We start from the raw sequence: 26,871 nt of genomic DNA on the forward strand, positions 1-26,871 counted from the left end.
ACGATGTGGTTTATACTTTCGCTGACAGCAATATTATTTTGGAGTGGTTCTGACCTCTTTTCAAAGATAGGTTCAAAGCCGGATGATAAATACAGCCATTGGAAAATGGTTATGGCAGTTGGTACTGTCATGGGAATTCACGCAGTGATTGAACTTTGCAGAGGAGCTGAGTTTCAACTTTCAGATATCCTTACATATTTGCCGGTTTCATTTCTCTATATTCTGGCTATGATACTTGGTTATATCGGGCTGCGGTATGTAGTTCTATCCATTTCCACCCCCATCTGTAATTCGTCAGGCGCAGTTGCCGCTCTTTTGTGTTTCTTTATTCTGAAGGAGACAATGAGCGGGTTACAGTTTTTTGCAGTGGCACTGGTATGTATGGGTATTTTCCTTCTTTCTGTTTTTGAAAAGAGACAGGAGGATGCAGAACGTATGCAGTCCGGCATGGTTCCGGACAGGAAATATACTCACAGCTTTATTGCTATTTTCTTCCCGATTTTTTATTGTATCATTGACGGACTTGGTACTTTTGCAGATGCGCTGGTTCTTGACCGGTATATTGGAGAGGAATCCGCAAATATTGCATACGAATTTACATTTTTGCTGATGGCGGTTTTTGCCTTTATTTATGTGGTAATTGTAAAAAAACAGAAAATCAGACTGTCCGCAGAAAAACCAAAGGTACTGGCAGGTGTGTTTGAAACAGCAGGACAATTTGCTTATATTTACGCATTGGGGAATAATGCAATTGTTGCGGCTCCATTAATTTCGTCTTACTGCATTTTTTCCCTTGTCTGGGCAAGAATTATATTGAAGGAAAAGCTGTCGTGGAAACAGTATGTTGTCATTGCCATAGCAGCGATCGGTATTGTGATACTTGGTATGGAGGGTTAAGAACCGGGTAATCCGGGAAAGGACAAGGTACATCTAATATGTGGCAATGCCCAAAATGTGGACGGGAATTTAAAAATCAGGATCAAAATCATTTTTGCAGCGAGGTGCCGGATACAATCGATGCCTATATTAAAGCTCAGTCAGAGGAAGTTCAGCTGCTTTTAAACCAGGTTCGTAATACGATCCGGACTGCATTGCCGGGTTCAGAGGAACGTATATCGTGGAAGATGCCAACTTACTGGAGCGGACATAATCTCATTCATTTTGCCGCATTTAAGAAACATATAGGAGTGTATCCCGGTGAGAATGCAATGGTCCATTTTGCAGGACGGCTGACGGAGTATAAAACAAGTAAAGGTGCGATACAGCTTCCTTATGACAGACAGCTTCCGCTGGAATTGATCGCAGAAATTGCGAAATGGTGTTATGAAACGGAGTGTTAATCTTCTTTAAAAATAATTGAATTATTCAACTAAATGAACTACAATAAGATAAATAATTCAATTAAGGAGGTTTCACATGCAGCAAAAAGATAATACGAAAAAAATACTAAAAAATTTTAAAGGTGACGGCATACCTAAAATTGATATGCATGCACATTTTTTACCCCAGGCTTACAGAGAAGCTCTGTTAACGAGAGGAGAGAAAAATCCGGATGGGTATCCAACTCCGGAATGGAATCCAGAAGCGCATTTAGAAGCAATGAAACATTTGGGTATTTCTACATCGATGTTATCTGTTTCCGTTCCCCATATAAATTTTGGAGATAAAAATGCAGCTAAAATATTGGCTAGAAAAGTAAACGAAGACGGAGCGGGGCTTGTAAAAAAATATCCTGAACAATTTGGTTTACTCGCATCTTTACCAATACCAGATATTAAGGACAGCATAGAAGAAATTCAGTATGCATTGGACGAGCTGCATGCGGATGGCTTTTCTTTGCCTACAAATGCGCTGGGTGTTTATCTGGGGGATCCTTGTTTAGATCCTATACTTGAAGAATTAAATAAAAATAAAGCAGTGGCTGTGCTGCACCCGTGCAGGCCCGGCTGTGTCACTGAACATGTTCTTGAAGACGTTCCGCTTCCAATACTGGAATATTTTTTTGATACTACCCGCACCGTAACCAATATGATTTTAAAAGGAACATTGAACCGTTTTCCTGATATTAAATTTGTCATCCCTCATGCGGGTGCATTTTTATCGGTATTTGCAGATAGATTTAATGCTGCAATGAAACTTTTACCTTCTTTATTTGCCAGTTATACTAAAAAAGAGATTGATGTATATGCTGCATTAAAAGGATTATATTATGATATAGCAGGAGTATGTCTGCCGGTGCAATTATCTGCACTTCTGCAAATTGCTGAAGTTGACCATTTATTCTATGGCAGTGACTATTCTTATACACCAGAGTTTGGCTGTGCTGCACTGGCTGATGCATTAGATAAAACGCATCTGATTACTGATGAACAGCGCTGCGCTATTTATTATGGTAATGCGCTAAAGCTGTTTCCGCGTTTAAATTGAACTGGCTGTTCTTTTAGGAGCGGCCTTTTTGTATCCCCTGGTCTGGTAAAATAGTAAAAAAATGAAGCTTGACGTATAATGGTAACAATGCTAATATATGAATGAACAAATTATTATTCATTCATATATTGCTGATTAAAGAAAGGACTTAATGAAAAAGGTTACCGCATTTATAGGAAGTGCCCAGAAAAAGGCTACTTACGAAGCAGTCCGTGAATTTGAGAGAAATTTGAAATCGCATGCGGAGATTGAATTTGAATATGTCGTTTTAAAGGATTATCGAATTGAGTTTTGCAGGGGCTGCAAGCTGTGTTTCAATAAAGGAAAAGAATTATGCCCTATACAGGATGACCGTGATCTGTTGATTGATAAGATGATCCATTCTGACGGGGTAATATTTGCCACTCCCAATTATGCTTTTCAAGTTTCGGCATCCATGAAGAATTTATTGGACCGGACAGCTTTCTTATTGCATCGGCCCTGCTTTTTTGGAAAGGCATTTACATCCATTGTTACTCAGGGAATTTACGGGGGAAACTCTATTATAAAGTACCTTGGAAATATTGGTGAGAATTTGGGGTATAGTACTGCAAAAGGCTGCGTATTAAAGACTTTGGAGCCGGTCACAAAAAATGTACAAAAAAAGAATTCATTTGAAATAAAAAAAGCCGCCGCAAGATTTAACCGGGTGCTGATGCGTCAAACAGCTCCATCTCCATCTTTTTTCAGGCTGCTGATGTTTAGAATCTCAAGAACAAGCATGAAAGAAATGTTAAACGATGATTATTATGACTATCGGCACTACAGGACAAATGGCTGGTTTGAATCGGATTATTATTACGATGTATCCCTGAATCCCATTAAAAAGCTGATGGGTCGGTTATTTGATTACATAGGACATCGAATGGCAGGGGTGGATTAAAAATCAGTTGTTATTTGACACAGGATATTCTGGAGGGCTGTATATTGAAAGATACGAAAATAATTTTATTTAATTGCGGAAAGGAGCTGTTCAGCCGAAACGGGTTTAAGGACACTAATATTTCGGATATTACGAAAATTGCGGAAATAGGAACAGGTACATTTTATAATTATTATTCCTCAAAAGAAGAGCTTTTCATGGAAATATATCTGGAAGAAAATGAGAAGCTTAAGAAAAAAATAATGAAATCAGTTAATATGGATCAGGATCCCGGGAGTGTGGTTAAGCAGTTGATGCTATTAAATTTAAAAGGTATGAAATCAAATCCGATTCTGAAAGAGTGGTATAACAAGGAGGCATCTGTTAAAATAGAGAAGTATTTCCGTGAACAGAAAGGACTGGACCGACTTGACTTTATGTATCGGGATTTTTATGAGATCATAAAAAAATGGCAGGCAGACGGGAAAATAAGGAATGATATTGACAGTGGTATGATTATGGCCATTTTTACATCAATCATTACGATCGAGATCCATAAGGAGGAAATAGGACTTGAGTATTTTCCGAAAATCTTGGATTACCTGACGGATTTTACGATGAAAGGTTTAGCAACTGGTGTGTCACAAAGCAGTGAATGAAACGGAGAACGGTGAAGATTTAATTATATGGGAGGTATAAAGAATGAGTACATTAATCGCATATGCAACGAAATATGGATTTACTAAAACCTGTGCTGAGATTCTCGCAAAAAAACTGGGTGAAAATGTTGATATCTGTGATTTGAGCAGGAATCATCCTGAACTGATGAAATATGATAAAGTCATCATAGGCGGTTCGATCTATGCAGGAAAGATAAGAAAACCGGTAATGCGTTTTTGCTCAGACAATCTTAGTACTCTTAAAGTGAAAAAACTGGGGCTTTTTATATGTGGAATGGCGAAGGAAGATGATGTACAAAAGCAGCTTGACTCCGCTTTCCCCAGGGAACTGTTGGAAGTGTGTGCTGCAAAAGGGTTCTTTGGAGGGGAATGCAATTATGACAAAATGAATTTCCTGGAGAAGTTTATTATGAAGAAGATAACAAGATCTGAACAGAGCCAGTCGCGGGTTGCTGAAGATAACATAACACGCTTTGCCGGTCTGATGAGGTAAGTCAAACTTATGAAACGCATTGCCATCATATCCGATACTCATGGCATCCTGAGAGAGCAGGTTATGTCTGAACTGGATGCAGCCGATTGCATAATCCATGCCGGAGATATCAATACCCCGTCAATCGCTGATACTGTCCGAACGATGGGAGAGACCTATATGGTACGCGGCAATAACGATATGGATTGGGCGAAAGATCTGCCGGCCAGTATTTCCGCCACAATTGAAGGTGTGAGATTCTTTATCGTTCATAACAGGAAAGATATCCCCAAACGTCTGCCCGGAGTGGACGTAGTGATCTATGGGCATTCTCACAAATATTCCTCTGAAGTTATAGATGGCGTGTTATATCTTAATCCTGGCAGCTGCGGTAAGCGGCGTTTTAATATGGAGATCACGATGAGCCGGATGACTGTGGATGCGGGGGAATATCAATATGAAAAGGTGATTATTCTCCATGACAGTCCATTAAAATAAATGATACGACTGGAACCACTTACAAAAGAGGAGAAGCAACATGAGTATATTGGATAAATTCAGGAAAAAAGAAAATAGTTCATTGAAACAGGATTTAACAAAGCAGGAGCACCCTGGTTCTGTTTTTGTCATACATTTGCTGATGAAAGAAAAGTGTGAAATGCCATCGAAAGAAAAGATGACTGCTGTCATGGAAAAGCATTTGGGAGAATTGGATTGTTTCTGCCATGACACGAAGGTCGCTGGATTTGCTCCAAAGAAATATAAGGTGGAGTTTAAAGAAGGAAGCATGCCGCCGCAGCTGATGGTCATGGAATGCATGAAAACAGATGGTTATCAGATTGATGAGATTGCAAAGAGCCAGATGTGGGATTGTGAAAACAGCGCGGAGATTTTGTCTGAATGCAGCTATCATGTAGTTGCAACGGATATGCTAGCCGGAGCCATGGCGAATTATAAGGACAGGGCGGATATGCTGATGAATTTTATGGAGGCACTGGTTGAACTATATCCGGAATGTGCTGCCGTGCAGTTCCAGACTTCCGGAAAGATGTTTACCAGGGATAAAATAATAAACCATCAGATTCCATTGGAAGACCGGTTTATCTACTTTGCTGTCAATGTCCGCTTTTTCAATATTGAGGGTACGGAAGATATGCTGGTGGATACACTTGGCATGAGTACTCTTTACCTGCCGGATCTGCAGTATCATTATCACGGAATGGATCCCAACTGGGTCGTCAACCATGCCTATAATCTGCTGAGTTATATGTATGCCAACGATGCGCCAGTCAAAAGCGGGGAAACGGTGGATGGGATAGCAGACGGGCACATGGAACAAACAATACAGTGGAAATGTCAGTATGAAAATGCTTTGATCCAGCCCGCCAGAGAGGTACTCGACATATGTATGAATGAGTATGCTTCCGGAAATCGGGAAATTTAAGGGAATCGGAGGAACAGGCTGTGAACAAAGAAGAACAGGTTATGTCGGAACTTTGGGATTTATTTAATAAGAAGATGTGGCTTGACAGCTTCAAAATGAAAACCAGACTGAAAGGGTATAATCCTTCAGAAGTACATTGTATCGAATACATTGGTGGGAATGAAGATTCCAATGTGACAAAACTTGCTGAGGCGTTTTATATGACAAGAAGCGCAATCAGTAAGCTGACAAAGAAGCTCATTGAGAAAGGTCTTATTGAAAGTTATCAGAAACCAGACAACAGGAAAGAGGTATATTTCAGACTTACAAAACCGGGAGATAAGATATACAAAGTCCATGAGGAACTGCATAGAGAATATAAAGAGCGGGATAAAGCAGTATTTGATGAAATAACAGAAGAACAGTATGACAGTATGCTTGGTTTTGCGGTAAAGTTTAATCAACATTTAGATGCAGAGATAAAAAAGCTGGGTGTAGATATTACATCTGGCTGGTGTGATAAATTATAACGGATGAGAGGCAGCCCCAATTAATAATAAGAGGCTGCTTTTTATTTTGTAAAATATTGTTGACAAGGACACAAAAAAATACTATGATAACAGTATGAGTCCTGGGACACAAAAACACAAATAATAGGAGGAAACCATATGAATATTATGGGAATCATTGCAAGTGAGCGAAGAGAAGGCAATACTGCCTTTATAGTAAATAAATTGCTGGAGGGCGCAAGAGAACATGGGGCACAAACCCAGTCTTTTAGTTTTAGCGACCTTGATATAAAACCATGCAGAGGCTGTTGGGCCTGCCATAAGAGTGATCAGGGTTGCGTTATCAGGGATGATATGCAGAAAATTTATAATGCAATGGAGAACACAGATGTTATCATTTTAGGCTTGCCGATTTACATGGGCCAGATGAGTGCTCAGGGAAAGATAGTTATCGACAGGCTGTTTGCACAGCTTTCACCTCGGTTCTCTCCCTTCTTTAAAGAAAATGCTGTCAAAAAACAAATAGTTCTTTCCTTTAATCAGGGCAATCCCAATGCGGATCTGTTTAAGCCGTATATAGATTATACCAGTCAGATGTTTAAAACTCTCGAATTTGATGTGAAAGAGATTCCCGTTGTCACTGGTCTTCGTAGTGGTTCCATATACGACAGAAAAGACTTGAGCAGGGACTTAAAAAGATTTGGTTCCGGTTTAGTTGTTCCTGATAAAAACCCGGCAGCATAATGGTCAGCGCTGCCGGGCGGATACTTAAATGATGCTTATGTTGCGTTAATCTGCATACATTACCTCCGGTGAAATTTTTGGAGGTATTCTTTCATTGTATTATTTACCAATTTGTCATACAATGATGTTAAATGCAAAAGGATCTGATTAAAATCTGGGAGGTAGTGTATGAGACTTGAAAAAGCAACACCAGAATCACAGGGAATCCATTCCTGTGGAATTCTGGAATTTTTAAACAAGGTAAACGAACAGGGATTAGAGCTTCATTCATTTATGCTGCTTAAGAACGGAAAAAATATTGCTGACTGATGGTGGAAACCGTATGGGCCACAGTACCGGCACCAGCTGTTTTCTTTAAGCAAAAGCTTTACATCCATGGCGATCGGTCTGGCAGTTGAGGAGGGCCTGCTGACGACAGATACCCTGATTGCTGATATTTTTACAGCTGAAATGAAAGAGCTGGGGGAAAAGGTTGATGAGAAAATTAAGAGAATGACCGTGAAAAACCTACTGACAATGGGAACAGGGATGACATATGAGAACTGGAACTGGGGTGATGAGAAGTATAATAACATTCTGGGTTTTTTAAGCTCCCATGTGAAGAATGAGCCGGGAAGCGCGTTTTTTTACAATACCATGGCTACCTATATGTGCTCTGCGATTATTACAAGATTAACCGGTCAGAAGCTTGTGGACTATCTTATGCCCAGGCTGTTTGTGCCGCTGGGGATTGACCCCGTCTGGGAAGAAGATAATTCAGGCATCAGCTATGGAGGCTTTGGACTGAATATCAAAACAGAGGATATCGCGGTTTTTGGGCAGATGCTTCTGCAAAAAGGAGAATACAATGGACGGCAGCTGGTACCTGCAGCATGGATAGAGGAAGCGACGTCCAAACAGATTGACAATGGAGACGAGCAAGATAACGATTGGGCCCAGGGTTATGGATACCAGTTCTGGAGATGTGTACCCGAAGGAGTATACCGCGGAGATGGTATGTATGGACAATACTGCATCGTTATGCCTGAATACAACTGTGTTCTTGCTGTAACAAGCAATGCAGATATGGGTAAATTTATGAGACTGATCTGGAGTGACCTTCTTCCGGCACTTGGCGGGGAAGCGGCTCTTCCACAAAGTGATGATTACAAGAAACTGGTTGAGTTTGGTACCAGCCAGACACATCTGAAGGTGAACGAAAATGCGGAATCCTATCCCGTATTCCGGGCGGCCTACCAGCTTTCTTCTGATACTGCAGCGGAGAAAGATTTCAAAATAGAAAAGATCAGATTTGATTTTGAAAATGGCGAATGTCTGATGGCCCTATATAACGGGGAAAACTCCCAACCCTTATATGTGGTCCGTTTTACAGAGAAAAAGTGGGTGGAGAATACGAAGCCGTTCTGGGAAGAAGAATGCTTTTATAGAGCAGTCTGCTATGGGGAGTGGAGTCATGATGAGTTTTCCGCCTGCATCTGGCATTTTGAGACCCCACTGAATACAAAGCTTAAGTTTACGTTCAGTGAGGAAAGGAACAGGCTGGTTTTGCAATTAACTGCACAGCAGGAAATGACACTTAACTATGTTAAAATATAAATAAATTAAGGTTCATTTTTACCCTCTTTGTTTTTAGCCGTAACCTCGCGGAATATACTGTCTGAATCGCTTTTTTGTGTTTTCTGGCAGCCTGTCATTAATTGGTTTTTCTGTGATATTTCCGCCATTATGGTAATAAAATCTTCCTTTGTCAGAGGTTTTTTATCATCCTTTAGTTCGTAGCCTATTTGACCGCTTACCTCTATGGTGGCTGTTTTTACATCTTTTATAGAGCTTACACCGTTTTGACGCATACGTGTTTCAAGCCTGTCAACCGTAAGCCGTAATTTTTTTAGATTTTTCAGAATGATCTCTCCATTTTCAATAACAATCACAGCTTTTCCTGAAAAGAGAGATTCGAAGATGTCAAACTTTATTTCCAGATATTCCGAAATAACCATAAGCATGGTGAATATGAATGCAATCAGCAATGTGCCCCAGATTTCATCTTCAGCGATCGGCTGTATTAAAAGAGAACCGATGCCAACCATGACAATGGTCTGAGTGATTGTCATTTGTGAGATGGATTTACGCCCTCCCAGTCGCAGTATAAATTTACCTGCGAGAAAAATAACAATTGTTTTCCATATTAAACTATAATCCATCACAAGATCTCCTCTGCGAATTTTTAAGTTATTGCTTATTATTAATTCATTTGGACATTATTATGTAACAGCTATTTAATTAGGGGAATGAGGAACCCCGGAAATTTTCAGCAATGAAAGGAACAATAATGGACGGAACAGTAAGAAAAGATATTAAAATCGGTGACCACGTTATGGTGGTGCAAAAACAGGATCAGAGAACAGGCAAGCTGACAGAAGGTGTGGTCCAGAGAATACTAACTAATTCTCCAAATCATCCAAGAGGCATTAAAGTGATGCTGGAGGGAGGAATTGTAGGGAGAGTACAGGGAGGGATGGACCGGAAATAGGAGGGTTCAATGATAAAATTAAGCAGGGAAGAGAAGTCATGGATACTGGTTGACTGCGGTAATTCGGCTTATTCCATGGCTGTCACCACCGCGTTACTGCCAATAATGTTTGGAATGTTTGACAATGTGAAACGCAGCATGGACCTGGGATACTTTAACTCTATTGCCAGTATACTGGTGGCGGCTTTAAGTCCTGTTTTAGGTGCTGCCGCCGATTATAAAGACAAAAAGAAGCGTTTTTTTGTATTTTTTACCTGTCTGGGTATTCTTTCGACAGCGTCGCTGGCATTTATACCTCCGTCCAGCGGGCAATGGCAGCTTTTAATTCTGTTTTTTATCTTATCAGCAATTGGATTTGCAGGATCCAATATTTTTTACGATGCATTTATTGTGGATGTTACCAGTGATGAAAGAATGGATAAGATATCTTCCCTTGGCTTTGCATTCGGATATATATCCAGTGTGATTCCCTTTGGCATTAGTCTGGTGCTTATATTTCTTCTGGGAATGGAAAAATCAATTGGATATCAGATTGGATTTATCATTACTGCTTTATGGTGGGGACTCTTTACCATCCCCATGATAAGAAATGTAAAACAGGTACATTATGTAGAACCCCATCAGGATATGGTAAAGAATAGTTTTAAAAGGCTGGCAGAAACATTTAAACAGATGAAACAGTATAAAACAGTTTTCTGCTTTCTGGGTGCATATTTTTTTTACATTGATGGTGTGGATACTATAATTAAGATGGTGATTCCATATGCCACCGCTGTTATGGGAAATGATGCGCTGGATACTTTCTCGCTGCTGGCAATTTTACTGATTATACAGATAATCGCATTTCCCTGTGCTATTTTCTATGGAAATATGGCGAAACGTTATTCTGCAAGAACCATGATTATCGTAGGGATATTTACTTATATTATTTCCTGCATTGCTGCATTTTTTGTATCATCCGTATGGCATATTTTCATACTTGGTGCCATGATTGGTTCTGCGCAGGGCGGGATTCAGGCGCTGAGCCGGTCTTATTTTGCAAAGATTATTCCAAAGGATAAATCCAATGAATTTTTTGGATTTTACAATATATTTGGTAAATTCTCTGCTATTATGGGACCAACGCTGATGTCCCTTACTACAGCAGTTACCGGCAATGCAAGGTGGAGTATTCTGGGAATTATTCCACTGTTTTTAGTGGGATTCCTGATTTTTGTAAGACTACCGATAGAAACAAAATTAAGGTAAAGGATGGTGAAATAGAAAATGAACAAGGGAAAAGCAAAGCATTTAATCGTGATCTCTTATGATGCATTTTCTGAAGATAACTGGGAAAAAGCAAGCCGGCTTCCTAATCTTTCCCGGTTAATAGAAAACGGGGCTTCCAGCACAAAATTAAAAAGTGTGTATCCGACCCTCACCTATGTCGTACATACCACCATGGTGACCGGAGTTTATCCGGATAAGCACGGAATCTATCACAATAACCCGCTCCAGCCATTTGTTGACGAAGAAGATCAGGCGTGGTTCTGGTTTAAAAAAGATATCAGGGTGCCTGCTGTGTATGAGGCACTAAAGAAGCATAGGATGAAATCAGCCGGAATTCTGTGGCCTGTTACCGGTAAAGCAGCCATTCGCTATAATATGCCGGAGATAAAGGCAATCGGACAGGAAAATCAGGCTCTGAAAATATTGAAAAATGGAAATCCGTTTTTTTGTATGGGGCTTGAGTTTAAATACGGAAAAATAAGAAAAGGGATTGAACAGCCTTATCTGGATGATTTTACAGTCATGTGTGGAAAAGATACCATATTAAGTAAAAAACCGGAGCTATTGATGATTCATTTTATTGATCTGGACGATGCAAAGCATCACCATGGGACAGACAGTACTGAGATTGACAAGGTTTTGATCCGCATGGATGAAAGAATCGGTAAGATGATGGAAGCAGTTACTGAGGCAGGCATTTCAGAGGAAACGGTTTTCATGGTACTGGGTGACCATGGTCAGAAAAATGTCAGATATAAGGTGAGACTGAATCAATTACTGAGAGAAGACGGCCTTATTTACGAAGAAAATGGGAGCATGCAATGGAGAGCGTATCTGCAATCCACAGGCGGGTCTGCCTATTTGCACGTAAAGGAGAATGATGAGGAGGTAAAGCAGCGCGCACTTCGGATTCTTCAAAAAGCGGCAGAGGAGGAAAACTTAGGTATTGAGAAAATCTATACCGGAGAAGAACTGGAACGGTTCCATGCCTTCCCGGTTTCCGGCTGTATGCTGGAAGCAAAACTGGGTTATAGTTTTGATGACAGCATTGCGGGCCCCCTTGTAACGGATTTAAAGGAAGAGAATAAAACGTATGCGACCCATGGATATTCTCCGGAAAAGCCAGAGTATGGATGCTGTTTTGTGGTATCAGGAAAAGGGATTAAAAAAGGATACCAGCTGGGAGAAATCCATATGGTAGATGTTGCTCCAACAATTGCGGCCATCCTTGGTGTTGAGTTTGGGCCTTGTGATGGCAGAGTGCTGGAAGAGATGTTTCTCAATACGTGAGGAAATCCAGGACTGTATTGACAGTTATGCTGAAATGGAATATAGAAAATCACAAAAAATCTTAGAAAAAGCCCCCAAAGATCCGATAAACATAATAAGAGATGCAGCAGGCTGGTTGCTGACAGTCTCTGAAAAATTCAGAACAGGGGGCATTTCTATGAGTAAAAACAAGTTTTTAAAAATTCTTTTCAGCGCTTTATTAATTATGACAATGGCATTTACAGCAACCACTTCTGCATATGCTGCAACAGGAACTAAGAAGGTAACTTCTTCCGGTAAAATGAGCATCGTGTTAAATAAGGGACAAACCGGTAATTCCAGTGAAGTTACATTCCGGGTTTCCGGTCTGCCTGCAAATGCTGTAATTACAAAGCTTGAGGTAAATCCGGGTTCGCTGAAAAGCTATTCAGGAGCCATGCTGACCAATTACCTTACTTTGTCTAGCAGCAACAGGAGCTCAGCAGAGAAGGTGAGCTGGAACGGTAAGGAAAATACAACATTGACAACTAGTGGGTTCTTAGCATCAAAAGCCAATGGAACGTATACAATTTCATTTAACTGCACTTGCTTAAGCGGTGCAATCTCTCACGGAATGATACTGGATATTGGTTCTAAGACATACTCTAATCCATACATTACAATATATTGGGACGACTCTTTTTAATTTCCTGTTATCGAAATAAACAGACATTAAAAGGAAAGATTTTCATATGACCAGCCCATATGGAAGTCTTTCATCAGATAAAAAAGATAAGGAGTACATAAGATGCGAATAGGAAATGAACAATCCTTAGCACAGAGCCGTCCGCTCACAGGAACACAGAAGCGGGGGAATGTGCCGTCACCAGATTATACCGATTTTCATTTTAACACAAAAACAGCTCCGGCAATGAGCGATGAAAAATATAAGACGGCTATAATCGAACAGGCAAAAAAGGATCAGGCAGCCGGAAAGTTCCAGTCAGATTCAGCTGGGTTTCGAAATCTGGTAAAAAGCTATGTATCTGCTGTTTCCCCCGATCGGAAAAGTATTATTTCAGAGGGATTAAAAGCAATATATAAAAATATCAGACAGGAGCCTAAAACCTTTAATTTGCTGGATTATATGTTCGGTTCCGTTAAATACAGCAGGGAAGCAAATGATGTATCTTACGCTGAATTTTACGACAGCAATGGAGAAATGGTAGCTTCTTACTCCAACGGCAGATGGATTTCCTATGGAACGAAAGCCGAAAATGCCCGTGAATCTGAGCTTTGGGGGATATATAATCAGGCATGGAATAGTGCTGCGAAAGCAAGTCAGGGGGCAGCGAATGGCAGTTCTGCGGCTTCCATTGATATTAAAGGTTGATTTTTATATATTATTTATAAATACACGGGAAAGGAATTCAGGCTGCTGAGTTTTGTACAGCATTAGAATTCCTTTTTGATTTGATTATTTAAGCTTGAGAGAGGGGGAACATGTATGACTGCAGATATAAATGTAAATTGGGGCATTAATGGAGAGCCGGTTGCCACTACACCAACAACATGGGAAGTGGCAGGAAAATATATTCTAAAACTGGTAAACACACAGAACTCTGCACTAAGTAATATAAGGCTTACTGCGGCACTTCATACTCATGGGGTTCCTGTGCCACATATTCTGAAAGCAATAGATGGCAGAGATTTTATAGTGGCAGAAGAGGGGTGCTATCTGTTAATGGAGAAGCTGGCTGGCGTCCATATTAAAGATGTGTTTAAACAGGATTACGCAGCCATTGCTTATGAGACAGGCATCATTGCTGCGAAAATCCACAGTGCACTTATGACAGTTACCAATAAACGGACAGATCTCACATTTTTTAATGAGGAACTGCAGGGCTGGGTTAGCAGTGGACTCTCCGACAGCATTTTGTTGACAAAAGAAGAATGGTCTGGACCAATAGAAGCATTATGCTGCATTTACCCCCGTTTACCGAAGCAGCAGATTCATCGGGATCTGCATTATGGTAATTTGCTGTTTGAAGGAACAACATTAACCGGTGTTCTGGATTTTGACTTAGGTAAGCAGGATGCCCGTTTATTTGACATAGCGTATTTTCTGTTAGGACAATTATCAGGTCAGAAGGATCTTATGGCAATTAAGGATAAATGGCTTATATTTATCAGTCAGTTTCTCGATGGTTATGAAACTATCATTGTTTTAGAAGAAGAGGAAAAGAATGCGCTGCCGCTTATGATGCAGTGCATTGAACTTTTATTTGTAGTCTTTTGGCAGCAGCAGGAGAATCAGGAAACTGCGCAAGAGACAGTAGGAATTTATAAATTTATCGGCATTTGTCAGGCATTGAATCAATCGCCAGAAGTATGAAAGTGGATGACTATGAGGCAGTCGGAATAGATTTGTGTTGAATTTTGTTTAAATAAATGATATTATATGCCAGGTGCGTTTTCGCATATATAATACGAAAGGATTTTTACAAATAATGTCAACCAAAACAGCTTCATCAATTCAGTCAACACCAACAGCTCCATCAACTCCCTCTTCTATTGCCAATCCGGCTCCTCTCGGACTTTTAGGATTTGGAATGACTACCTGCCTGCTGAATATTCACAATGCAGGATTTATTCCTTTATCCATTGTGATCGTTGCAATGGGATTCGGATTAGGTGGTGCCGCTCAGATCATAGCTGGTATTATGGAATTCAGGAAAAATAACACGTTTGGTGCAACAGCATTTACAGCCTATGGTTTCTTCTGGTGGTCTTTGATCTTAATCTGGATTAATCCGTTTAAAGGAATCCAGGCTGCTGACCCCATAAGCATGGGATTTTACCTCGGTCTCTGGTGTGTGTTCACCCTTTTCATGTTTATCGGAACTTTAAAACATAATCGTACCAGCCAGGTGGTTTTTGGCTCTCTAACTGTTTTATTCTTCCTGCTGTCACTGGCTGACTTTACCGGAGCAGAATCCATCCATACGATTGCCGGATATGTGGGAATGTTCTGCGGAGCGTCCGCTATCTATAATTCTATGGGACAGATTCTGAACCAGGAATTTAAAAAAACTATTTTACCTTTATAATTACCTGATAAACGGAGAATTTTCAATAAAGGTTTGTGGGCAGGCTGCGAATCAAAGCAGCAACAGACCACAATGCGTACACATCTATGAGACAGTATATTCCATAGATGTGTTTTTTTATATCATGGGAAGACATTGACAAACACCGGTTTCATAATGCTTCATATAATATTTAGAGTATATTCTCAGGAGAGAAATGATGAGTTATAATGAATATGGCGGTTATGTTCCCTATAATTATGGTTATACAAATCCATATATGTCTGTCATGAATGCATCAATGATGCAGGGCGAGCAGCAAACTGCTGATATATTCACTTTTCCGCAAAACCTGCCGAATGCACTTGCTTTGATTCAGCAGGCACTTGCAGGTGAAACTGAAGACAGACTGTTTTATACATGGCTAATTGAAAATGCTTCATCAAATGAAGACAAACAGATATTATCTGGAATTCGTGACGATGAGATTGGGCACTATGCTTTATTTAAGCAGCTGTTTGTCGAAATTACCGGAGCGATGCCCAGGCAGGTCCAGGGAGAACAGTTTGTTTTGCCGGAAAGTTATTGTGCCGGCTTGTCCCGAGCTCTGTTGGGAGAACAGAATGCTGTGGAGAAATATCGTAAAATTCTATACGCTATGCAGTTTCGTGAGCATATTAATATGATGATCGAAATTATAACAGACGAACTTAGACATGGGATTTTATATAATTATCTTTATTCAAAAAATGGTTGTGAAGGTTAGAAAAACTTCTAATGGGGCGGCTGATTTTCCTGTATGTAACTTAAAAGAAAGTCAGTCGCCCTTATTATTTGTCTCCGGCATGCTGCTATGAATTGACCGCAGACAGCAGGGCATATATAATTAATGATGACTTTTTAAATACCTATGGAAAAATGAGGTGGAATAATGACGATTTATGTAGATGCAGATGCATGTCCGGTAGTTCGTTTTGTTGAAAAAGCGGCAAAGGAGCATAAAATAAATGTGTGTCTTCTATGTGATACCAATCATGTGCTGCAATCTGATTACAGCGAGATCAGGGTTATTGGCGCGGGAGCAGATGCTGTGGATTTTGCATTAATCAATTTATGCAGATCAGGTGATATCGTGGTAACACAGGATTATGGAGTAGCGGCGATGGCGCTGGGAAAAGGCGCATATGGTATTCACCAGTCAGGAAAGTGGTATACCAATGATAATATCAATCAGCTTCTTATGGAACGTCACATTGCAAAAACAGCAAGAAGAGCAAAATCTAAAAATCATCTCAGGGGACCTGGAAAAAGAACAAAAGAAGATGATGAACGTTTTGAAGAATCCTTTCGAAAGTTAATTATATACGCAGCTGGAAAAGTGTGACTGGTTCTTGCATATCATTTTTAACGGGAGTAAAATAATTGGAAATATATAAATCATTATAAGGGGGAATTTAGTGATGAGAGGTGGCGTGACAGGGGTATGTCTGACTTTTATGCTGGCATTAACAGGCTGCATGGGAGTACAGACGGATAACGCTGGTCAGACGGCGGTAAGTACGTCTGCTGATTCCAACAATAATATTAGCAGTACATCAGTGGAGGATATTCTTGGGAGACTGACACTTGATCAAAAGGCAGCTCAGATGGTACAGGGAGCAGTGTACAATATACCGGAAAATATGATGAAGAAAAACTGCTATGGAAGTATCCTGTCCACATTTGGTGAGAATTCCTTAAATTCATCGGAATGGAAGGATATGATTCTGAAATATCAAAAAGAGGCCATGAGCTCAGAGGCAGGTGTACCTTATATCTACGGGAATGATGCGGTTCATGGCGTGGCTACCTGTGAAGGAACTGTTATATATCCGCATAATATAGGAATCGGTGCTGCCAACGATAAGGAGTTAACCTACCAGATGGGATTAGCAGTAGCAGATGAAGCAAAACTGACAGGTATGCTCTGGAGCTTTTCTCCGTGCTTATCTGCGGCTCAGGACCCCAGATGGGGGCGAACCTATGAGAGCTATTCCTCTGAAACAGGTATGGTTACAGAGCTTGGAGCATCCTTTACCAAGGGGTTAATCGATGGGGGAATTCTCCCCTGTGCAAAGCATTTTTTTGCGGACGGTAATGTTTTGTATGGGACAGGTGAAAAATCAGATGGAGAAAAACGATTGATTGACCGTGGCGATGCCACGCTTTCGGATGGAGAAATTCAGGATTTATTAAAGGTCTATCAGGCGCAAATCGATGCTGGTGTTAAGACCATCATGATCAGTCACAGCAGTGTAAATGGTATTAAGATGCATGCCAATGAAAAATATATATCCATGTTAAAAAATGATATGGGCTTTAAAGGTTTTATCGTAAGTGACTGGGATTCCATACATAATATACCAGGTGACAATCTAAAAGATCAGACGATTACTGCAGTCAATGCAGGTATTGATATGCTGATGGAAGATTGCAAATTTGAGGATTGCCGGAAATATATCGTTGAAGCGGTAAAGGAAGGCAAGATTCCGATGGACCGTGTGGATGATGCTGTCAGCCGGATTCTTACGGTGAAAAAGGAAATGGGGATTTTAGATGATCCAATGATGGAGAAGGTAACATCTGCAGAGAACAGTGTCGGTTCGCAGAAATACAGGGATTTAGCGAGGACATTGGTAGAGGAGAGCCTTGTATTATTAAAGAATGACAATGCCATACTGCCAATTAAGAAAGGAACAAAGCTATTTGTTACAGGGCCTGCCGCAAATGACGTGGGGGTACAGTGCGGGGGCTGGACTGTCACCTGGCTTGGCAGTTCGGATGTAGAAAACCAAGGTCACAAATGGATCCCGGAAGGAAAAACCATATTGGATGGTTTAAATGAACTTGCAAATGAATATGATCTTACGATTATCACTGATCCGGAAAAAGCAGCGGATGCCGATATGACCTTATTGTGTCTGGGAGAAAAGACTTACGCCGAATGGAAGGGTGACAGTGCGGATATCAGCATCACCGGCAGTCTCGGTCTCTCCGGCAACACGAAAGCGGTTGATCTGGCCAAAAGCCTGGGGCATCCGACCGTAGCCTTAATTGTAGCCGGCAGAAATGTTATCATAAGCGATTATATGGAACAATGGGACGGTATAGTAATGTGCTATCTGCCAGGAAGTGAAGGAGATGGCATAGCCAATGTTCTGACTGGAAAGAAAATATTTAAAGGAACCCTGCCTATGCCATATTATACAAGGGTTGAGGATATCAGAACAGACCAAGTCCTGTTTCCGGTGGGATATGGGTTAAAGTATTAAATACAGAAAAAAGCTCTCCATGAAGTCGATTGTAAATATATTACGAATCAGGAGAGCTTTACCGGTTTTATACTTCCTGCCTGGTAAAACGCTGTCCCATATCATAGGCATTGAGACAGTCCTTTGGAAACTGGTTTTCTCTGACCAATGCTTTATGGTGCTTGTCGAAAACCGTCACAACGTATTTATCATAGTCGTCAAACTGGTAAGTATCGTGGGAAAACAGTGATTCACTATGACCGAAGACCTTTTTGAGGAAATCTTCGTTATCGTTTAATGTTGAACGAAAACCGCGTTCCTCCATTTGTGCGGCAGACACGTTCATGGTATAGATAAGTCCGATCTTAATTTTTCGTTCAAACAGGCTTTTGTAGCCTTCCGTATATGTTATAAAAGGGAAAACCATGCGCTCCAAAAAGGCATGCATTTGTCCGGTAACATCATGAAGATAAATAGGGGAACCCAGTATAATGGCATCGGCCTCTTTGATTTTTTGAAGAATGGGACTTAATTCATCCTTCCAGGCACATGTTCCATAACTCGGTCCATCCTTTCTCTTACAGGCAAAACAGCTGGTACAGCCCTTATAGTTTAAATCATACAAATGAATAAGCTCTGTTTCAGCACCATTTGCCTGTGCTCCCTCCAATGCTTTTTTTAGCAGAGCAGCAGTGTTGTGATTTTTCCGGGGACTCCCGTTGATTGCGATCACTTTCATAGTTACATCCTCCTACTTGATTTTTACAGATAAATTATATATCCTTATACTCAATGAGAAAAGTATGCACATTGTTGTTAGTTACTAACTTTTTTGTTAGCTGGGAGGAATCGATGTCGGATTTTGAGAGAAATTACAGCAGCTGCCCGATGTACTACACCATGTCAGCTGTAGAAGGAAAATGGAAATGGATAATATTATGGAGGATTTATGAGTCAGGAATTATACGGTATAATAAATTGCGGGGAGAACTGCACCCAATTGCCCATAAAACATTAAGCACACAGCTGAAAGAACTGGAAGCCAGCAGCTTAATCCACAGGGAGCAATACAATGAAGTACCGCCCCGTGTGGAATATTCTCTGACAGAAGAAGGACGCACCCTGATTCCAATACTGGAACTGATGTATCAATGGGGTCAGGAGCATATGAAATAAAGGTATGGAAGAATTTCAGAGCATCTGAATGATAGCTTCCAATTCTTCAGATAAAACTTTTGCAAGCTCAAAATCAGTATTTTTTAAAGCAAGTTCAATTTTTGTTTCGACTGCCTTTTTCTTTTGTTCTAATTCTAAATAGTCTTTATCGAAATGTCTGGCGTATGTCATTTGTCTGAATTTACGCATGCTCATTTTTCTGATTGTCTTATCATCAATAATTAAGACATAGTCCGCACAGTTTACGATAGAATAAAAATCGTGGGATATCATCAGAACTGCACCCTTGTAATCCACAATCGCTTTTTCCAGTGCTATTTGTGAATAGGTGTCTAAATGACTGGTTGGTTCATCAAGAAGCAGCAAATCTGCTTTGCCTGCAGAGATTTTTGCTAACTGAAGTATATTTTTTTCGCCACCGGACAGAGCTCCTATTTTCTGATGAAGGATTGATTCATCAAATGTGTAGTTTGAGAGATAGGAGCTGATTTCATCGTACGTTTTGAAACCCAGACCGAAAAATTCCTCCAGTACTGTTTGGGACTCGTTTAACATTTCACCCTGAAGCTGGGATAAAAAGGCTGTTTTAACATTTTCCTTTATCTCTATGGAGTCTTGGTTATTTTTAAAGATATCACGGAGTAATGTGGTTTTGCCGGTTCCGTTGGGACCGATCAGGGCAACTTTTTCTTTGGATTTAATCTCAAAGTTAACGTTTTCTAAAAGCATTTCATCAAATGCCGCACTGTAATCTCTGACTTTTAAAACAGTTTCATTATCCAGTTCACTGGCAGTTGTGAAGTGGACTTCCGGCTGTTTGATATCCACAAATGGAGCCTGAATTCTTCGGGCTATTAACCGTTCCTGGATTTTCTTTCGTGCTTTTAAGGATTTTCCTCTGGCTGCTTCCGTATGTGTGGTTGCCAGTGATCTTAGATTGTTGATTATGATCTCATTTCTCTTAATCTCTTCCGTATCAGCAACAGCCAGTTCCTGTAATTCAATTTTCTTTTGAAGTAAAGAGAAGTTATAATCAATGAACCGTCCGTCAAATTCCTGGAGCAGTTTATTTTCCAGATGAATGATTTTGTCAAAACAGTGATTTAATAAATACCGGTTGTGTGTGATCACCAGCATGGTTCCTTTGTGTGAATTAATCAGATTTTTAAGAGAATTCAGATTCTCAAAATCCAGGAACACATCGGGTTCGTCCATAATAATTAAGTCAGGCTGGGTCAGCATTTCCTTTATTACCTGTACCAGCTTAAATTCTCCGCCGCTGAGCTGGGAGACTGGCAGATCTCCCTGTTTGCCTAAGTCTGCCAGACTTAACTGCTTATTCATGTTGCTTTCAAAATTATCTCCGTCAATTGCCTGAAAGGCATCCAGGGCCTGCTGGTATTTTTCCAGAAGGGTATCGATGTCTGATGAAGTCTCCATCTCAGTACAGATGGATGTTATTTCATTCTGCAGTTTCATAAATTCCTCACCAATATATTGGGAGACGGTTATTTCCTTTGTATGATCCAGCTGAGAGAACTGGCTTACATATCCAATTCTGCAATGGGGAGATATCTCCAGTTTTCCCTCAAACATATATTTTTCAGGATCCATAAGGATATCGACCAGCGTACTTTTTCCGCTGCCGCTTGTGCCGATAAAGGCACAATGCTGGCCTTCTTCTAAAGTGAACGAAATGTTATGATACAAATCCTTCTGTGGAAATGAGTAGGATAGATTTTCAATTTTTATCATGTAATTCCTCCATGTGTGAATTTACCTTTGGTAGCATACCATCTTTTGTTAATTATTTCAATTAATTCATACCAATGGTTTTATATACTCTTTTCCCCATTCGCACATTGCGAGCACTATGGGAATAAGGCTTTCACCTTTCTGCGTCAGACAGTATTCAACTTTGGGCGGAACCTGTGGATATTCTTTCCGTGCAATCACATCCTCTTTCTCCAGTTCCTTTAGCTGTGTACTCAGCATTTTATGAGTAATACCGGATATATTTCTTTTTAAAACTCCGTATCTGACTGGTGACGTACAGGCCAGAAGGTATATGATTTTTAATTTCCATTTACCGCTTACAATGGATAGTGTGTATTCAAATGGCTCTTTATTGCTGACAAAACATATTTTTTCAGTCATTGACTACTCCCCTTTTCGTGAGTATGCTACAAAAAAGTGCATACTTTCTTTATTTCATAAACTCATTATAATAGGAGCTGATGATAACATCAAGTATAAGGAAAGAGGTTGAAAATATGGTTATTGATGGACATTCCCATGTAACTTTACCAATTGAGGAGCATATTAGTTCGATGAATAAGGCAGGAATTGATAAAACGGTCTTATTTTCTACAACATTTCATCCGGAGACATCTGTAAATTTTGACGAGGTCAGTACTTCAATTAAATTTTTGAATGATTTACTGGCTGGTAAAAAAGGCTCCATGATAGAAGCAAGGAAAAAGGCCGCATCAGAGCTTGCATCAGCAATTGCACGATATCCGGACAGATACATCGGTTTTGGTGCTGTTCCTATTGGATTAGACTTACAGGAAACTTTGCAATATGTGAGTGATGTGATCTGTAAGAACAGTTTGACCGGAATGGGAGAATTTACCCCAGGCAGCGGTCAGATTCATTTAATGAAGAATATTTTTTGCGCTTCTCAGGAATTTAATAACCTGCCGGTCTGGATTCATGCATTTTTTCCACTGACAATTCAGGATATTAATGAAATCGCAGCACTGGCCCTTGGTTATCCGGAGACTCCGGTCATTCTGGGACATCTGGGCGGCTGCAACTGGCTAGAAACCATAAAGCTGGTAAAGGATGTACCTAATTTGTACCTGGATACGTCTGCTTACTACTCCACATTTGTTTTATGGACTGTTATTAACGAAGTACCAAGCAAATGCCTTTTCGGTGTGGACCGTCCATTTGGCGATTTGCAGATATCAAAAGATACAATTTTGCGTTTGGCAAATACGGCGGAAATTTCTGATGCGGTTTTAGGCGGAAATATAGCCAGGCTTTTGCACATTACAGAATAAATTATTATATATACTTTGATATTTGCTGTATCTGTTATATACTGTTTGAGGTGATATAATAAAAATGTGTTATCACCTACCACGATTATATCCAATTTAATACGAATTGAGAGTATATTGAATGAAAAAAACAGAAAGACAGAATGGAATCATTCATTTGTTAAGAATGCGAAGTAAAATGACGGCCAGAGAACTGGCTGATTATTTTGATGTAAGTGAGCGGACCGTATACAGAGATATTGATGCGCTCAGCCAGCTTCATGTTCCCATTATTTCCTATGAGGGGCTGGGCGGCGGATACGAAATAGATTCTTCCTATTTTCTGCCAAGTATTAAACTTAGCGAGCAGGAAATATTAATGCTTTTGATGGTGCTGAAAGCAGGGGAGGAGTTTCGAATTCCCAATATGGCCACTGATTATAACCTGTTAAGCAGTAAGTTACTTAATGTTTTGCCGGACGAAGAAAGGCAAAAGGCTGCTCAGGTCATATCACACATAAATTTTGACATATTGCGGATTATACCCGGAGGGTATACAGATGATGTTTTAAAAACCATATTGGAGGCATTGTGGAGATCCCGCGATCTGCAATTAAGTTATTATCATCCACAGCGGAACACCACAGAGTCCAGGCGCTTTTCACCTGTAGAACTGCAGTTTGGAGATGGAGGATGGTACATAATCGGCTATTGCCACTTAAGAGAAGAAAAGCGAACCTTCAGACTTGACCGGATTGTGTCACTTACATGTATGGATGAGGAAAACCTCTATATAAACAGGGAGCTGTCCCTGCCAGAGCACGACAAGTTCCGCTGGAATACATATGAACTGATCGTTGATTCCGCTCTTTACAGGATTATCAGGGATGATGTTTATCTCCAGGATGCGCAGGTACAATCCATAGAAAACAAAATGCATCTGACTGTCAGGACTCCTTATAAAGATGAAATATGTAAATTAGTTTTATGCCATCCTGAGCAGGTGACCGCTTTAAAGCCAGAAGAATTCATTGAGGAAATAAAAAAAATAACCACTAATATCTGCAATAAATATTTAAAACTCTGACAGCCTTATGTCAGAGTTTCTTTGTTATGATGATGGAACGTAACAAATGGACACTCACATAAGGCTTTCGCAGGTGGAGGATATTTAGATGAATAAAGTACTTTTAGTAATAGGCAGGATATTTTTATGGATCTTTTTGGCTATCGTTTCATTAACTGTAATTTCAGGAATTTGCCAGGCGCTCATCATGGTATGAGCTATAAGAAATCAACCATTATAATCAGCCAAACGGTTGATTTTTTTATTTATAAAATCCCGTATGATATCCATAGCAAACAAATAAGGAGAGATAGAATCTATGGATAATCTAATGACAGTCAGCAATTTAAAAAAGAGTTTTAAAGAAAATATTGTCCTGAAAGGAATCAGTTTTGAAATACGCAGGGGTGAAGTGTTGTGTATATTGGGCCCAAACGGTGCAGGAAAGAGTACCACTATTAATATTCTCACCGCTGTACTGGGAAGTGATGAGGGGGATATCCGCTTTAAAGGCACAAAAATCAGTAAAATACTTCGTACCTATAAACAGTCAATCGGCATTGTTCCCCAGGATATAGCATTATATGAAGAATTAAGTGCAGAACGGAATTTAAGGTTTTTTGCTTCTCTTTACGGACTTTACGGCAGCAGGCTGAATGAAGCGGTAGAGGAGGCACTTACGTTTGCCGGTTTAAAAGACCGAAGAAATGATAAAGTGAAGACCTTTTCAGGCGGAATGAAGAGACGTCTTAATATTGCATGTGCAATAGCCCATCACCCGAAGCTGGTCATCATGGATGAGCCTACGGTGGGTATTGATCCCCAGAGCCGCAATCATATTCTTTCTTCCATTAAGAAACTGCAAAATCAGGGCATGACAGTTATTTATACCACTCATTACATGGAAGAGGTGGAAGTGATATCAACCCGGATTATTATAATGGACCATGGCGCTATTCTGGCAGAAGGAACCAAGGAAAGCTTAAAGGAGGATATTCAGAATGAAAAGAGGTATATCATAGAGGTTGAGGAAAATGGCACCATCGGGCACGATGAATTTTTTGCGGTGGAAGGTGTTAAGTCTGTAAAAATAGATGGTAAGACCTTTGAAATCACATCACTGAAAGGCATAGAAAATCTTGACCGTATCATCTCCCTGTTAAGCGATCATGGCGAAAAAATACGGAATATTACAAGCGAGGCTGCAAGCCTTGAGACTGTTTTCTTAAAATTAACAGGACGCAAGCTGCGTGACTGAGAAAGGAGAGTAGGATATGCGTCGTTTTATGACAATTTTTAAAATGGATTTCAGCAATTTGTTTAAAAATCCGGTTCTTGTAGGATATAATTCAGCATTTGCAGGTTTATTGATATTGATCCTGGGTTACTTGTGCGGAGGGGATTATGCTGACAGTAACACTGCATATCAGTATTATACAGTTTCTCTTATCATCTATGGTATGTTAAACGGAGCCATGACTGCCTCCAACTGTTTTATGGAGCGCGATATTAAACGGGCAAATCTTCGGATTATTTATTCCCCGGCCGGAGGTTTTTCAGTTTATTTTTCGAAAATGACCGCGTCGTTTCTTTTTAATTATATCCTGCATTCGCTGCTGCTTGTAATTTTGTGCCCGCTGCTTCATGTCAGCCTGGGGAGCAATCCGGTCTTCTTTATTCTTTTAATGGCACCGGTAGAATTTGCGGCAGCAGCTCTTGGAATCTTCTTCTGCTGTGTGTTCCACTGTGAAGAAACCACCAGTACATTGCTTAGTACGGTGATTAGTCTGCTTTGTGTTTTGGGCGGAACCTTCTTTTCCCTTGATGGAATGGGCAGTCTGATGGCCTTTGCCACAAAGATATCACCTGTAAAATGGCTGAATGAAGCTTTCTTTACTCTGTCCTGTGACAACAGTTACCAGTATTTCTGGCCGGTATTTATCACTGCGTCGGTGCTTTCTGTGCTGCTGACATTGGGATGTGGATTATTTTTCAGAACGGAGGATTATATATGAGGACCTTTAGAACCACCATTACTAATATTTATGAGCGGACCATTCCCCGCATTGTTACGTTGATTTTATTAACAGCATTTACCCTTGCCTCCATGGTGCTTGCAGTTCATTTGACGGAGGTGCAGCAGGTAAAAGGCCGGATTGTTCTGGTAACAGACAAATCTGCTGAAACTTTACCTCAAAGCCCGGCAAGACTTAATATCGTAGTATCTCCGGAAAAACCGCCTCACTCAGCACTGGTAGAGCAAAAATATGATGCTTATGTGACAATCGGTAAAAACGGTGATTATCAGATCGAGACACTTCGCAGTGACAGTTATAAAAATATGGTGCTGACACTGCTTAAAAACCCGGATGCCATTCTTAAAGATAGTAAAACAGCCCGGGGCGTTGGCGCAAATATCATAGGTTTCATGATGATGTTTCTTCTCATGGAGGTTTTCGCCAATCTGTTTGCCTTTGCAGATGATAAGGAGCAGGGACAATTGCGGCGGATTACGGCAGCGCCGGTTTCTTTTAGCGGTTATCTTGCAGCTCATTGCGTCTACTGCCTGTCCATGTTTCTGCCGGAATATATCCTGCTTATTATTTTAAAATACTGTGGATTTGATATTGGCTTCACACTTTTACAGTATGCTGGTCTGCTTGCAGTAATGGGATTATTCGGCATTTCGTTTGCACTGGTGTTAAATACACTGATTAATAAACCGGATAATGCGTCCATGCTGGGCAGATCTGTCATCGTTTTAACATCAATGCTTGCAGGCAGCTTCTACTTATTCACCAAAAAAAATATGCTGCTGGATCTGATCATTAAGGTACTGCCGCAAAAACAGTTCATGAATTTTGTTGAGTACATGGAACGGGGAGAAGCATGGCAGCACAGCTTCAGCATTATTTATGTAATTGCACTTTCCATAGTACTGTTTCTAGTTTCCTGCTCCGTTTTACGAATGAAATATATGAAAAGGGTATGAAAGTGATA

At 40.3% G+C, this 26,871-nt stretch carries 31 protein-coding genes and 1 pseudogene; 28 read left to right on the top strand and 4 right to left on the bottom strand.

Annotated elements, in window-relative coordinates:
• Positions 1 to 3 precede the first annotated feature (3 nt).
• The 12 genes and pseudogenes from V7D18_RS08865 to V7D18_RS08920 all read left to right on the top strand — a co-directional run.
• A complete protein-coding gene (locus V7D18_RS08865) occupies positions 4 to 897 on the top strand; it encodes an EamA family transporter (protein WP_426153483.1) in 894 nt (297 codons plus the stop codon).
• Positions 898 to 935: 38 nt separating this feature from the next.
• Positions 936 to 1,340 carry an iron chaperone gene (locus V7D18_RS08870; protein ID WP_426153485.1) on the top strand — a complete coding sequence of 135 codons (405 nt, stop codon included), beginning with the start codon at positions 936 to 938 and terminating at the stop codon, positions 1,338 to 1,340.
• A 76-nt stretch (positions 1,341 to 1,416) separates the two neighbouring features.
• Positions 1,417 to 2,427, top strand: a complete 1,011-nt coding sequence (locus tag V7D18_RS08875; protein WP_426153487.1) for an amidohydrolase family protein — start codon at positions 1,417 to 1,419, stop codon at positions 2,425 to 2,427.
• Between the two features lie 151 nt (positions 2,428 to 2,578).
• Complete coding sequence (locus V7D18_RS08880) at positions 2,579 to 3,349, top strand: flavodoxin family protein (RefSeq protein ID WP_426153489.1); 771 nt, start codon at positions 2,579 to 2,581, stop codon at positions 3,347 to 3,349.
• Positions 3,350 to 3,393: 44 nt separating this feature from the next.
• Positions 3,394 to 3,987 (top strand): TetR/AcrR family transcriptional regulator, encoded by a 594-nt coding sequence (locus V7D18_RS08885; protein ID WP_426153491.1) that lies wholly within the window; start codon positions 3,394 to 3,396, stop codon positions 3,985 to 3,987.
• 43 nt (positions 3,988 to 4,030) lie between these two features.
• Entirely contained in the window at positions 4,031 to 4,501 is a 471-nt protein-coding gene (locus tag V7D18_RS08890; RefSeq protein WP_426153493.1) for a flavodoxin domain-containing protein, read from the top strand.
• Positions 4,502 to 4,510: 9 nt separating this feature from the next.
• On the top strand, positions 4,511 to 4,978 hold the full coding sequence (locus V7D18_RS08895) for a metallophosphoesterase family protein (RefSeq protein WP_426153495.1): 468 nt from the start codon (positions 4,511 to 4,513) through the stop codon (positions 4,976 to 4,978).
• A 40-nt stretch (positions 4,979 to 5,018) separates the two neighbouring features.
• Positions 5,019 to 5,924 (top strand): DUF4261 domain-containing protein, encoded by a 906-nt coding sequence (locus tag V7D18_RS08900; protein WP_426153497.1) that lies wholly within the window; start codon positions 5,019 to 5,021, stop codon positions 5,922 to 5,924.
• A gap of 20 nt (positions 5,925 to 5,944) precedes the next feature.
• Positions 5,945 to 6,433: a MarR family transcriptional regulator gene (locus V7D18_RS08905; RefSeq protein WP_426153499.1), complete on the top strand. Its 489-nt coding sequence runs from the start codon at positions 5,945 to 5,947 to the stop codon at positions 6,431 to 6,433.
• 138 nt (positions 6,434 to 6,571) lie between these two features.
• The gene (locus tag V7D18_RS08910; protein ID WP_426153501.1) at positions 6,572 to 7,156 is read left to right on the top strand and encodes a flavodoxin family protein; all 585 of its coding nucleotides are present in this window, start codon (positions 6,572 to 6,574) and stop codon (positions 7,154 to 7,156) included.
• A gap of 168 nt (positions 7,157 to 7,324) precedes the next feature.
• Entirely contained in the window at positions 7,325 to 7,465 is a 141-nt protein-coding gene (locus V7D18_RS08915; protein ID WP_426153503.1) for a hypothetical protein, read from the top strand.
• Between the two features lie 18 nt (positions 7,466 to 7,483).
• Positions 7,484 to 8,752, top strand: a pseudogene (locus tag V7D18_RS08920) (serine hydrolase domain-containing protein); the annotation flags it as partial.
• Positions 8,753 to 8,757: 5 nt separating this feature from the next.
• Here the strand turns inward: V7D18_RS08920 and V7D18_RS08925 are convergent.
• On the bottom strand, positions 8,758 to 9,357 hold the full coding sequence (locus V7D18_RS08925; RefSeq protein ID WP_426153505.1) for a DUF421 domain-containing protein: 600 nt from the start codon (positions 9,355 to 9,357) through the stop codon (positions 8,758 to 8,760).
• A 113-nt stretch (positions 9,358 to 9,470) separates the two neighbouring features.
• On the opposite strand from V7D18_RS08925, the gene V7D18_RS08930 reads away from it, so the two are divergent.
• From V7D18_RS08930 to V7D18_RS08975, 10 genes are all read left to right on the top strand, one after another.
• Entirely contained in the window at positions 9,471 to 9,686 is a 216-nt protein-coding gene (locus V7D18_RS08930; RefSeq protein ID WP_426153507.1) for a YwbE family protein, read from the top strand.
• Between the two features lie 9 nt (positions 9,687 to 9,695).
• Positions 9,696 to 10,934 (top strand): MFS transporter, encoded by a 1,239-nt coding sequence (locus V7D18_RS08935; RefSeq protein ID WP_426153509.1) that lies wholly within the window; start codon positions 9,696 to 9,698, stop codon positions 10,932 to 10,934.
• 18 nt (positions 10,935 to 10,952) lie between these two features.
• The gene (locus V7D18_RS08940) at positions 10,953 to 12,245 is read left to right on the top strand and encodes an alkaline phosphatase family protein (RefSeq protein WP_426153511.1); all 1,293 of its coding nucleotides are present in this window, start codon (positions 10,953 to 10,955) and stop codon (positions 12,243 to 12,245) included.
• The gene (locus tag V7D18_RS08945; protein WP_426153513.1) at positions 12,208 to 12,909 is read left to right on the top strand and encodes a hypothetical protein; all 702 of its coding nucleotides are present in this window, start codon (positions 12,208 to 12,210) and stop codon (positions 12,907 to 12,909) included. The genes V7D18_RS08940 and V7D18_RS08945 overlap by 38 nt, the downstream gene beginning before the upstream one ends.
• A gap of 102 nt (positions 12,910 to 13,011) precedes the next feature.
• The gene (locus V7D18_RS08950; RefSeq protein WP_426153515.1) at positions 13,012 to 13,596 is read left to right on the top strand and encodes a hypothetical protein; all 585 of its coding nucleotides are present in this window, start codon (positions 13,012 to 13,014) and stop codon (positions 13,594 to 13,596) included.
• A gap of 114 nt (positions 13,597 to 13,710) precedes the next feature.
• On the top strand, positions 13,711 to 14,598 hold the full coding sequence (locus V7D18_RS08955; protein WP_426153517.1) for a phosphotransferase: 888 nt from the start codon (positions 13,711 to 13,713) through the stop codon (positions 14,596 to 14,598).
• A gap of 115 nt (positions 14,599 to 14,713) precedes the next feature.
• Positions 14,714 to 15,313 carry an acetate uptake transporter gene (locus tag V7D18_RS08960; RefSeq protein WP_426153519.1) on the top strand — a complete coding sequence of 200 codons (600 nt, stop codon included), beginning with the start codon at positions 14,714 to 14,716 and terminating at the stop codon, positions 15,311 to 15,313.
• Between the two features lie 199 nt (positions 15,314 to 15,512).
• Positions 15,513 to 16,058, top strand: a complete 546-nt coding sequence (locus V7D18_RS08965) for a rubrerythrin (protein WP_426153521.1) — start codon at positions 15,513 to 15,515, stop codon at positions 16,056 to 16,058.
• 165 nt (positions 16,059 to 16,223) lie between these two features.
• Positions 16,224 to 16,676 (top strand): YaiI/YqxD family protein, encoded by a 453-nt coding sequence (locus tag V7D18_RS08970; RefSeq protein WP_426153523.1) that lies wholly within the window; start codon positions 16,224 to 16,226, stop codon positions 16,674 to 16,676.
• Between the two features lie 76 nt (positions 16,677 to 16,752).
• Positions 16,753 to 18,603, top strand: a complete 1,851-nt coding sequence (locus V7D18_RS08975; protein ID WP_426153525.1) for a glycoside hydrolase family 3 protein — start codon at positions 16,753 to 16,755, stop codon at positions 18,601 to 18,603.
• 67 nt (positions 18,604 to 18,670) lie between these two features.
• Here the strand turns inward: V7D18_RS08975 and V7D18_RS08980 are convergent, their stop codons facing one another.
• Positions 18,671 to 19,321 carry a flavodoxin family protein gene (locus V7D18_RS08980; protein WP_426153527.1) on the bottom strand — a complete coding sequence of 217 codons (651 nt, stop codon included), beginning with the start codon at positions 19,319 to 19,321 and terminating at the stop codon, positions 18,671 to 18,673.
• Between the two features lie 113 nt (positions 19,322 to 19,434).
• Between V7D18_RS08980 and V7D18_RS08985 the strand changes: the two genes are divergently transcribed.
• Positions 19,435 to 19,758 carry a winged helix-turn-helix transcriptional regulator gene (locus V7D18_RS08985; RefSeq protein ID WP_426153528.1) on the top strand — a complete coding sequence of 108 codons (324 nt, stop codon included), beginning with the start codon at positions 19,435 to 19,437 and terminating at the stop codon, positions 19,756 to 19,758.
• Between the two features lie 15 nt (positions 19,759 to 19,773).
• On the opposite strand, the gene V7D18_RS08990 is transcribed toward V7D18_RS08985, so the two are convergent.
• Positions 19,774 to 21,513: an ABC-F family ATP-binding cassette domain-containing protein gene (locus tag V7D18_RS08990; protein ID WP_426153529.1), complete on the bottom strand. Its 1,740-nt coding sequence runs from the start codon at positions 21,511 to 21,513 to the stop codon at positions 19,774 to 19,776.
• Between the two features lie 66 nt (positions 21,514 to 21,579).
• Positions 21,580 to 21,915, bottom strand: a complete 336-nt coding sequence (locus V7D18_RS08995; protein ID WP_426153530.1) for a winged helix-turn-helix transcriptional regulator — start codon at positions 21,913 to 21,915, stop codon at positions 21,580 to 21,582.
• Between the two features lie 116 nt (positions 21,916 to 22,031).
• Here V7D18_RS08995 and V7D18_RS09000 point away from each other — a divergent pair, with 116 nt between their 5' ends.
• The 5 genes from V7D18_RS09000 (at position 22,032) to V7D18_RS09020 (ending at position 26,863) form a co-directional block, all read left to right on the top strand.
• A complete protein-coding gene (locus V7D18_RS09000) occupies positions 22,032 to 22,826 on the top strand; it encodes an amidohydrolase family protein (RefSeq protein WP_426153532.1) in 795 nt (264 codons plus the stop codon).
• A gap of 121 nt (positions 22,827 to 22,947) precedes the next feature.
• A complete protein-coding gene (locus V7D18_RS09005) occupies positions 22,948 to 23,892 on the top strand; it encodes a helix-turn-helix transcriptional regulator (protein ID WP_426153534.1) in 945 nt (314 codons plus the stop codon).
• Positions 23,893 to 24,190: 298 nt separating this feature from the next.
• On the top strand, positions 24,191 to 25,129 hold the full coding sequence (locus V7D18_RS09010; protein WP_426153536.1) for an ABC transporter ATP-binding protein: 939 nt from the start codon (positions 24,191 to 24,193) through the stop codon (positions 25,127 to 25,129).
• Between the two features lie 16 nt (positions 25,130 to 25,145).
• A complete protein-coding gene (locus V7D18_RS09015) occupies positions 25,146 to 25,886 on the top strand; it encodes an ABC transporter permease (RefSeq protein ID WP_426153538.1) in 741 nt (246 codons plus the stop codon).
• Positions 25,883 to 26,863: an ABC transporter permease gene (locus V7D18_RS09020; protein ID WP_426153540.1), complete on the top strand. Its 981-nt coding sequence runs from the start codon at positions 25,883 to 25,885 to the stop codon at positions 26,861 to 26,863. The genes V7D18_RS09015 and V7D18_RS09020 overlap by 4 nt, the downstream gene beginning before the upstream one ends.
• The last annotated feature ends 8 nt before the right edge of the window (positions 26,864 to 26,871 follow it).

Origin of the sequence: Lacrimispora sp. 38-1, assembly GCF_049890855.1 — a bacterium.
In the GTDB taxonomy this organism is placed as follows: domain Bacteria; phylum Bacillota; class Clostridia; order Lachnospirales; family Lachnospiraceae; genus Lacrimispora.

What these genes read in the sequence shown, in the direction of transcription:
- V7D18_RS08865 (WP_426153483.1), top strand. Translation starts at nt 4, where the DNA reads ATGTGGTTTATACTTTCGCTGACAGCAATATTATTTTGGAGTGGTTCT.
- V7D18_RS08870 (WP_426153485.1), top strand. Translation starts at nt 936, where the DNA reads ATGTGGCAATGCCCAAAATGTGGACGGGAATTTAAAAATCAGGATCAA.
- V7D18_RS08875 (WP_426153487.1), top strand. Translation starts at nt 1,417, where the DNA reads ATGCAGCAAAAAGATAATACGAAAAAAATACTAAAAAATTTTAAAGGT.
- V7D18_RS08880 (WP_426153489.1), top strand. Translation starts at nt 2,579, where the DNA reads ATGAAAAAGGTTACCGCATTTATAGGAAGTGCCCAGAAAAAGGCTACT.
- V7D18_RS08890 (WP_426153493.1), top strand. Translation starts at nt 4,031, where the DNA reads ATGAGTACATTAATCGCATATGCAACGAAATATGGATTTACTAAAACC.
- V7D18_RS08895 (WP_426153495.1), top strand. Translation starts at nt 4,511, where the DNA reads ATGAAACGCATTGCCATCATATCCGATACTCATGGCATCCTGAGAGAG.
- V7D18_RS08900 (WP_426153497.1), top strand. Translation starts at nt 5,019, where the DNA reads ATGAGTATATTGGATAAATTCAGGAAAAAAGAAAATAGTTCATTGAAA.
- V7D18_RS08910 (WP_426153501.1), top strand. Translation starts at nt 6,572, where the DNA reads ATGAATATTATGGGAATCATTGCAAGTGAGCGAAGAGAAGGCAATACT.
- V7D18_RS08915 (WP_426153503.1), top strand. Translation starts at nt 7,325, where the DNA reads ATGAGACTTGAAAAAGCAACACCAGAATCACAGGGAATCCATTCCTGT.
- V7D18_RS08925 (WP_426153505.1), bottom strand. Translation starts at nt 9,357, where the DNA reads ATGGATTATAGTTTAATATGGAAAACAATTGTTATTTTTCTCGCAGGT.
- V7D18_RS08930 (WP_426153507.1), top strand. Translation starts at nt 9,471, where the DNA reads ATGAAAGGAACAATAATGGACGGAACAGTAAGAAAAGATATTAAAATC.
- V7D18_RS08935 (WP_426153509.1), top strand. Translation starts at nt 9,696, where the DNA reads ATGATAAAATTAAGCAGGGAAGAGAAGTCATGGATACTGGTTGACTGC.
- V7D18_RS08940 (WP_426153511.1), top strand. Translation starts at nt 10,953, where the DNA reads ATGAACAAGGGAAAAGCAAAGCATTTAATCGTGATCTCTTATGATGCA.
- V7D18_RS08945 (WP_426153513.1), top strand. Translation starts at nt 12,208, where the DNA reads ATGGCAGAGTGCTGGAAGAGATGTTTCTCAATACGTGAGGAAATCCAG.
- V7D18_RS08950 (WP_426153515.1), top strand. Translation starts at nt 13,012, where the DNA reads ATGCGAATAGGAAATGAACAATCCTTAGCACAGAGCCGTCCGCTCACA.
- V7D18_RS08955 (WP_426153517.1), top strand. Translation starts at nt 13,711, where the DNA reads ATGACTGCAGATATAAATGTAAATTGGGGCATTAATGGAGAGCCGGTT.
- V7D18_RS08960 (WP_426153519.1), top strand. Translation starts at nt 14,714, where the DNA reads ATGTCAACCAAAACAGCTTCATCAATTCAGTCAACACCAACAGCTCCA.
- V7D18_RS08965 (WP_426153521.1), top strand. Translation starts at nt 15,513, where the DNA reads ATGAGTTATAATGAATATGGCGGTTATGTTCCCTATAATTATGGTTAT.
- V7D18_RS08970 (WP_426153523.1), top strand. Translation starts at nt 16,224, where the DNA reads ATGACGATTTATGTAGATGCAGATGCATGTCCGGTAGTTCGTTTTGTT.
- V7D18_RS08975 (WP_426153525.1), top strand. Translation starts at nt 16,753, where the DNA reads ATGAGAGGTGGCGTGACAGGGGTATGTCTGACTTTTATGCTGGCATTA.
- V7D18_RS08980 (WP_426153527.1), bottom strand. Translation starts at nt 19,321, where the DNA reads ATGAAAGTGATCGCAATCAACGGGAGTCCCCGGAAAAATCACAACACT.
- V7D18_RS08985 (WP_426153528.1), top strand. Translation starts at nt 19,435, where the DNA reads ATGTCGGATTTTGAGAGAAATTACAGCAGCTGCCCGATGTACTACACC.
- V7D18_RS08990 (WP_426153529.1), bottom strand. Translation starts at nt 21,513, where the DNA reads ATGATAAAAATTGAAAATCTATCCTACTCATTTCCACAGAAGGATTTG.
- V7D18_RS08995 (WP_426153530.1), bottom strand. Translation starts at nt 21,915, where the DNA reads ATGACTGAAAAAATATGTTTTGTCAGCAATAAAGAGCCATTTGAATAC.
- V7D18_RS09000 (WP_426153532.1), top strand. Translation starts at nt 22,032, where the DNA reads ATGGTTATTGATGGACATTCCCATGTAACTTTACCAATTGAGGAGCAT.
- V7D18_RS09005 (WP_426153534.1), top strand. Translation starts at nt 22,948, where the DNA reads ATGAAAAAAACAGAAAGACAGAATGGAATCATTCATTTGTTAAGAATG.
- V7D18_RS09010 (WP_426153536.1), top strand. Translation starts at nt 24,191, where the DNA reads ATGGATAATCTAATGACAGTCAGCAATTTAAAAAAGAGTTTTAAAGAA.
- V7D18_RS09015 (WP_426153538.1), top strand. Translation starts at nt 25,146, where the DNA reads ATGCGTCGTTTTATGACAATTTTTAAAATGGATTTCAGCAATTTGTTT.
- V7D18_RS09020 (WP_426153540.1), top strand. Translation starts at nt 25,883, where the DNA reads ATGAGGACCTTTAGAACCACCATTACTAATATTTATGAGCGGACCATT.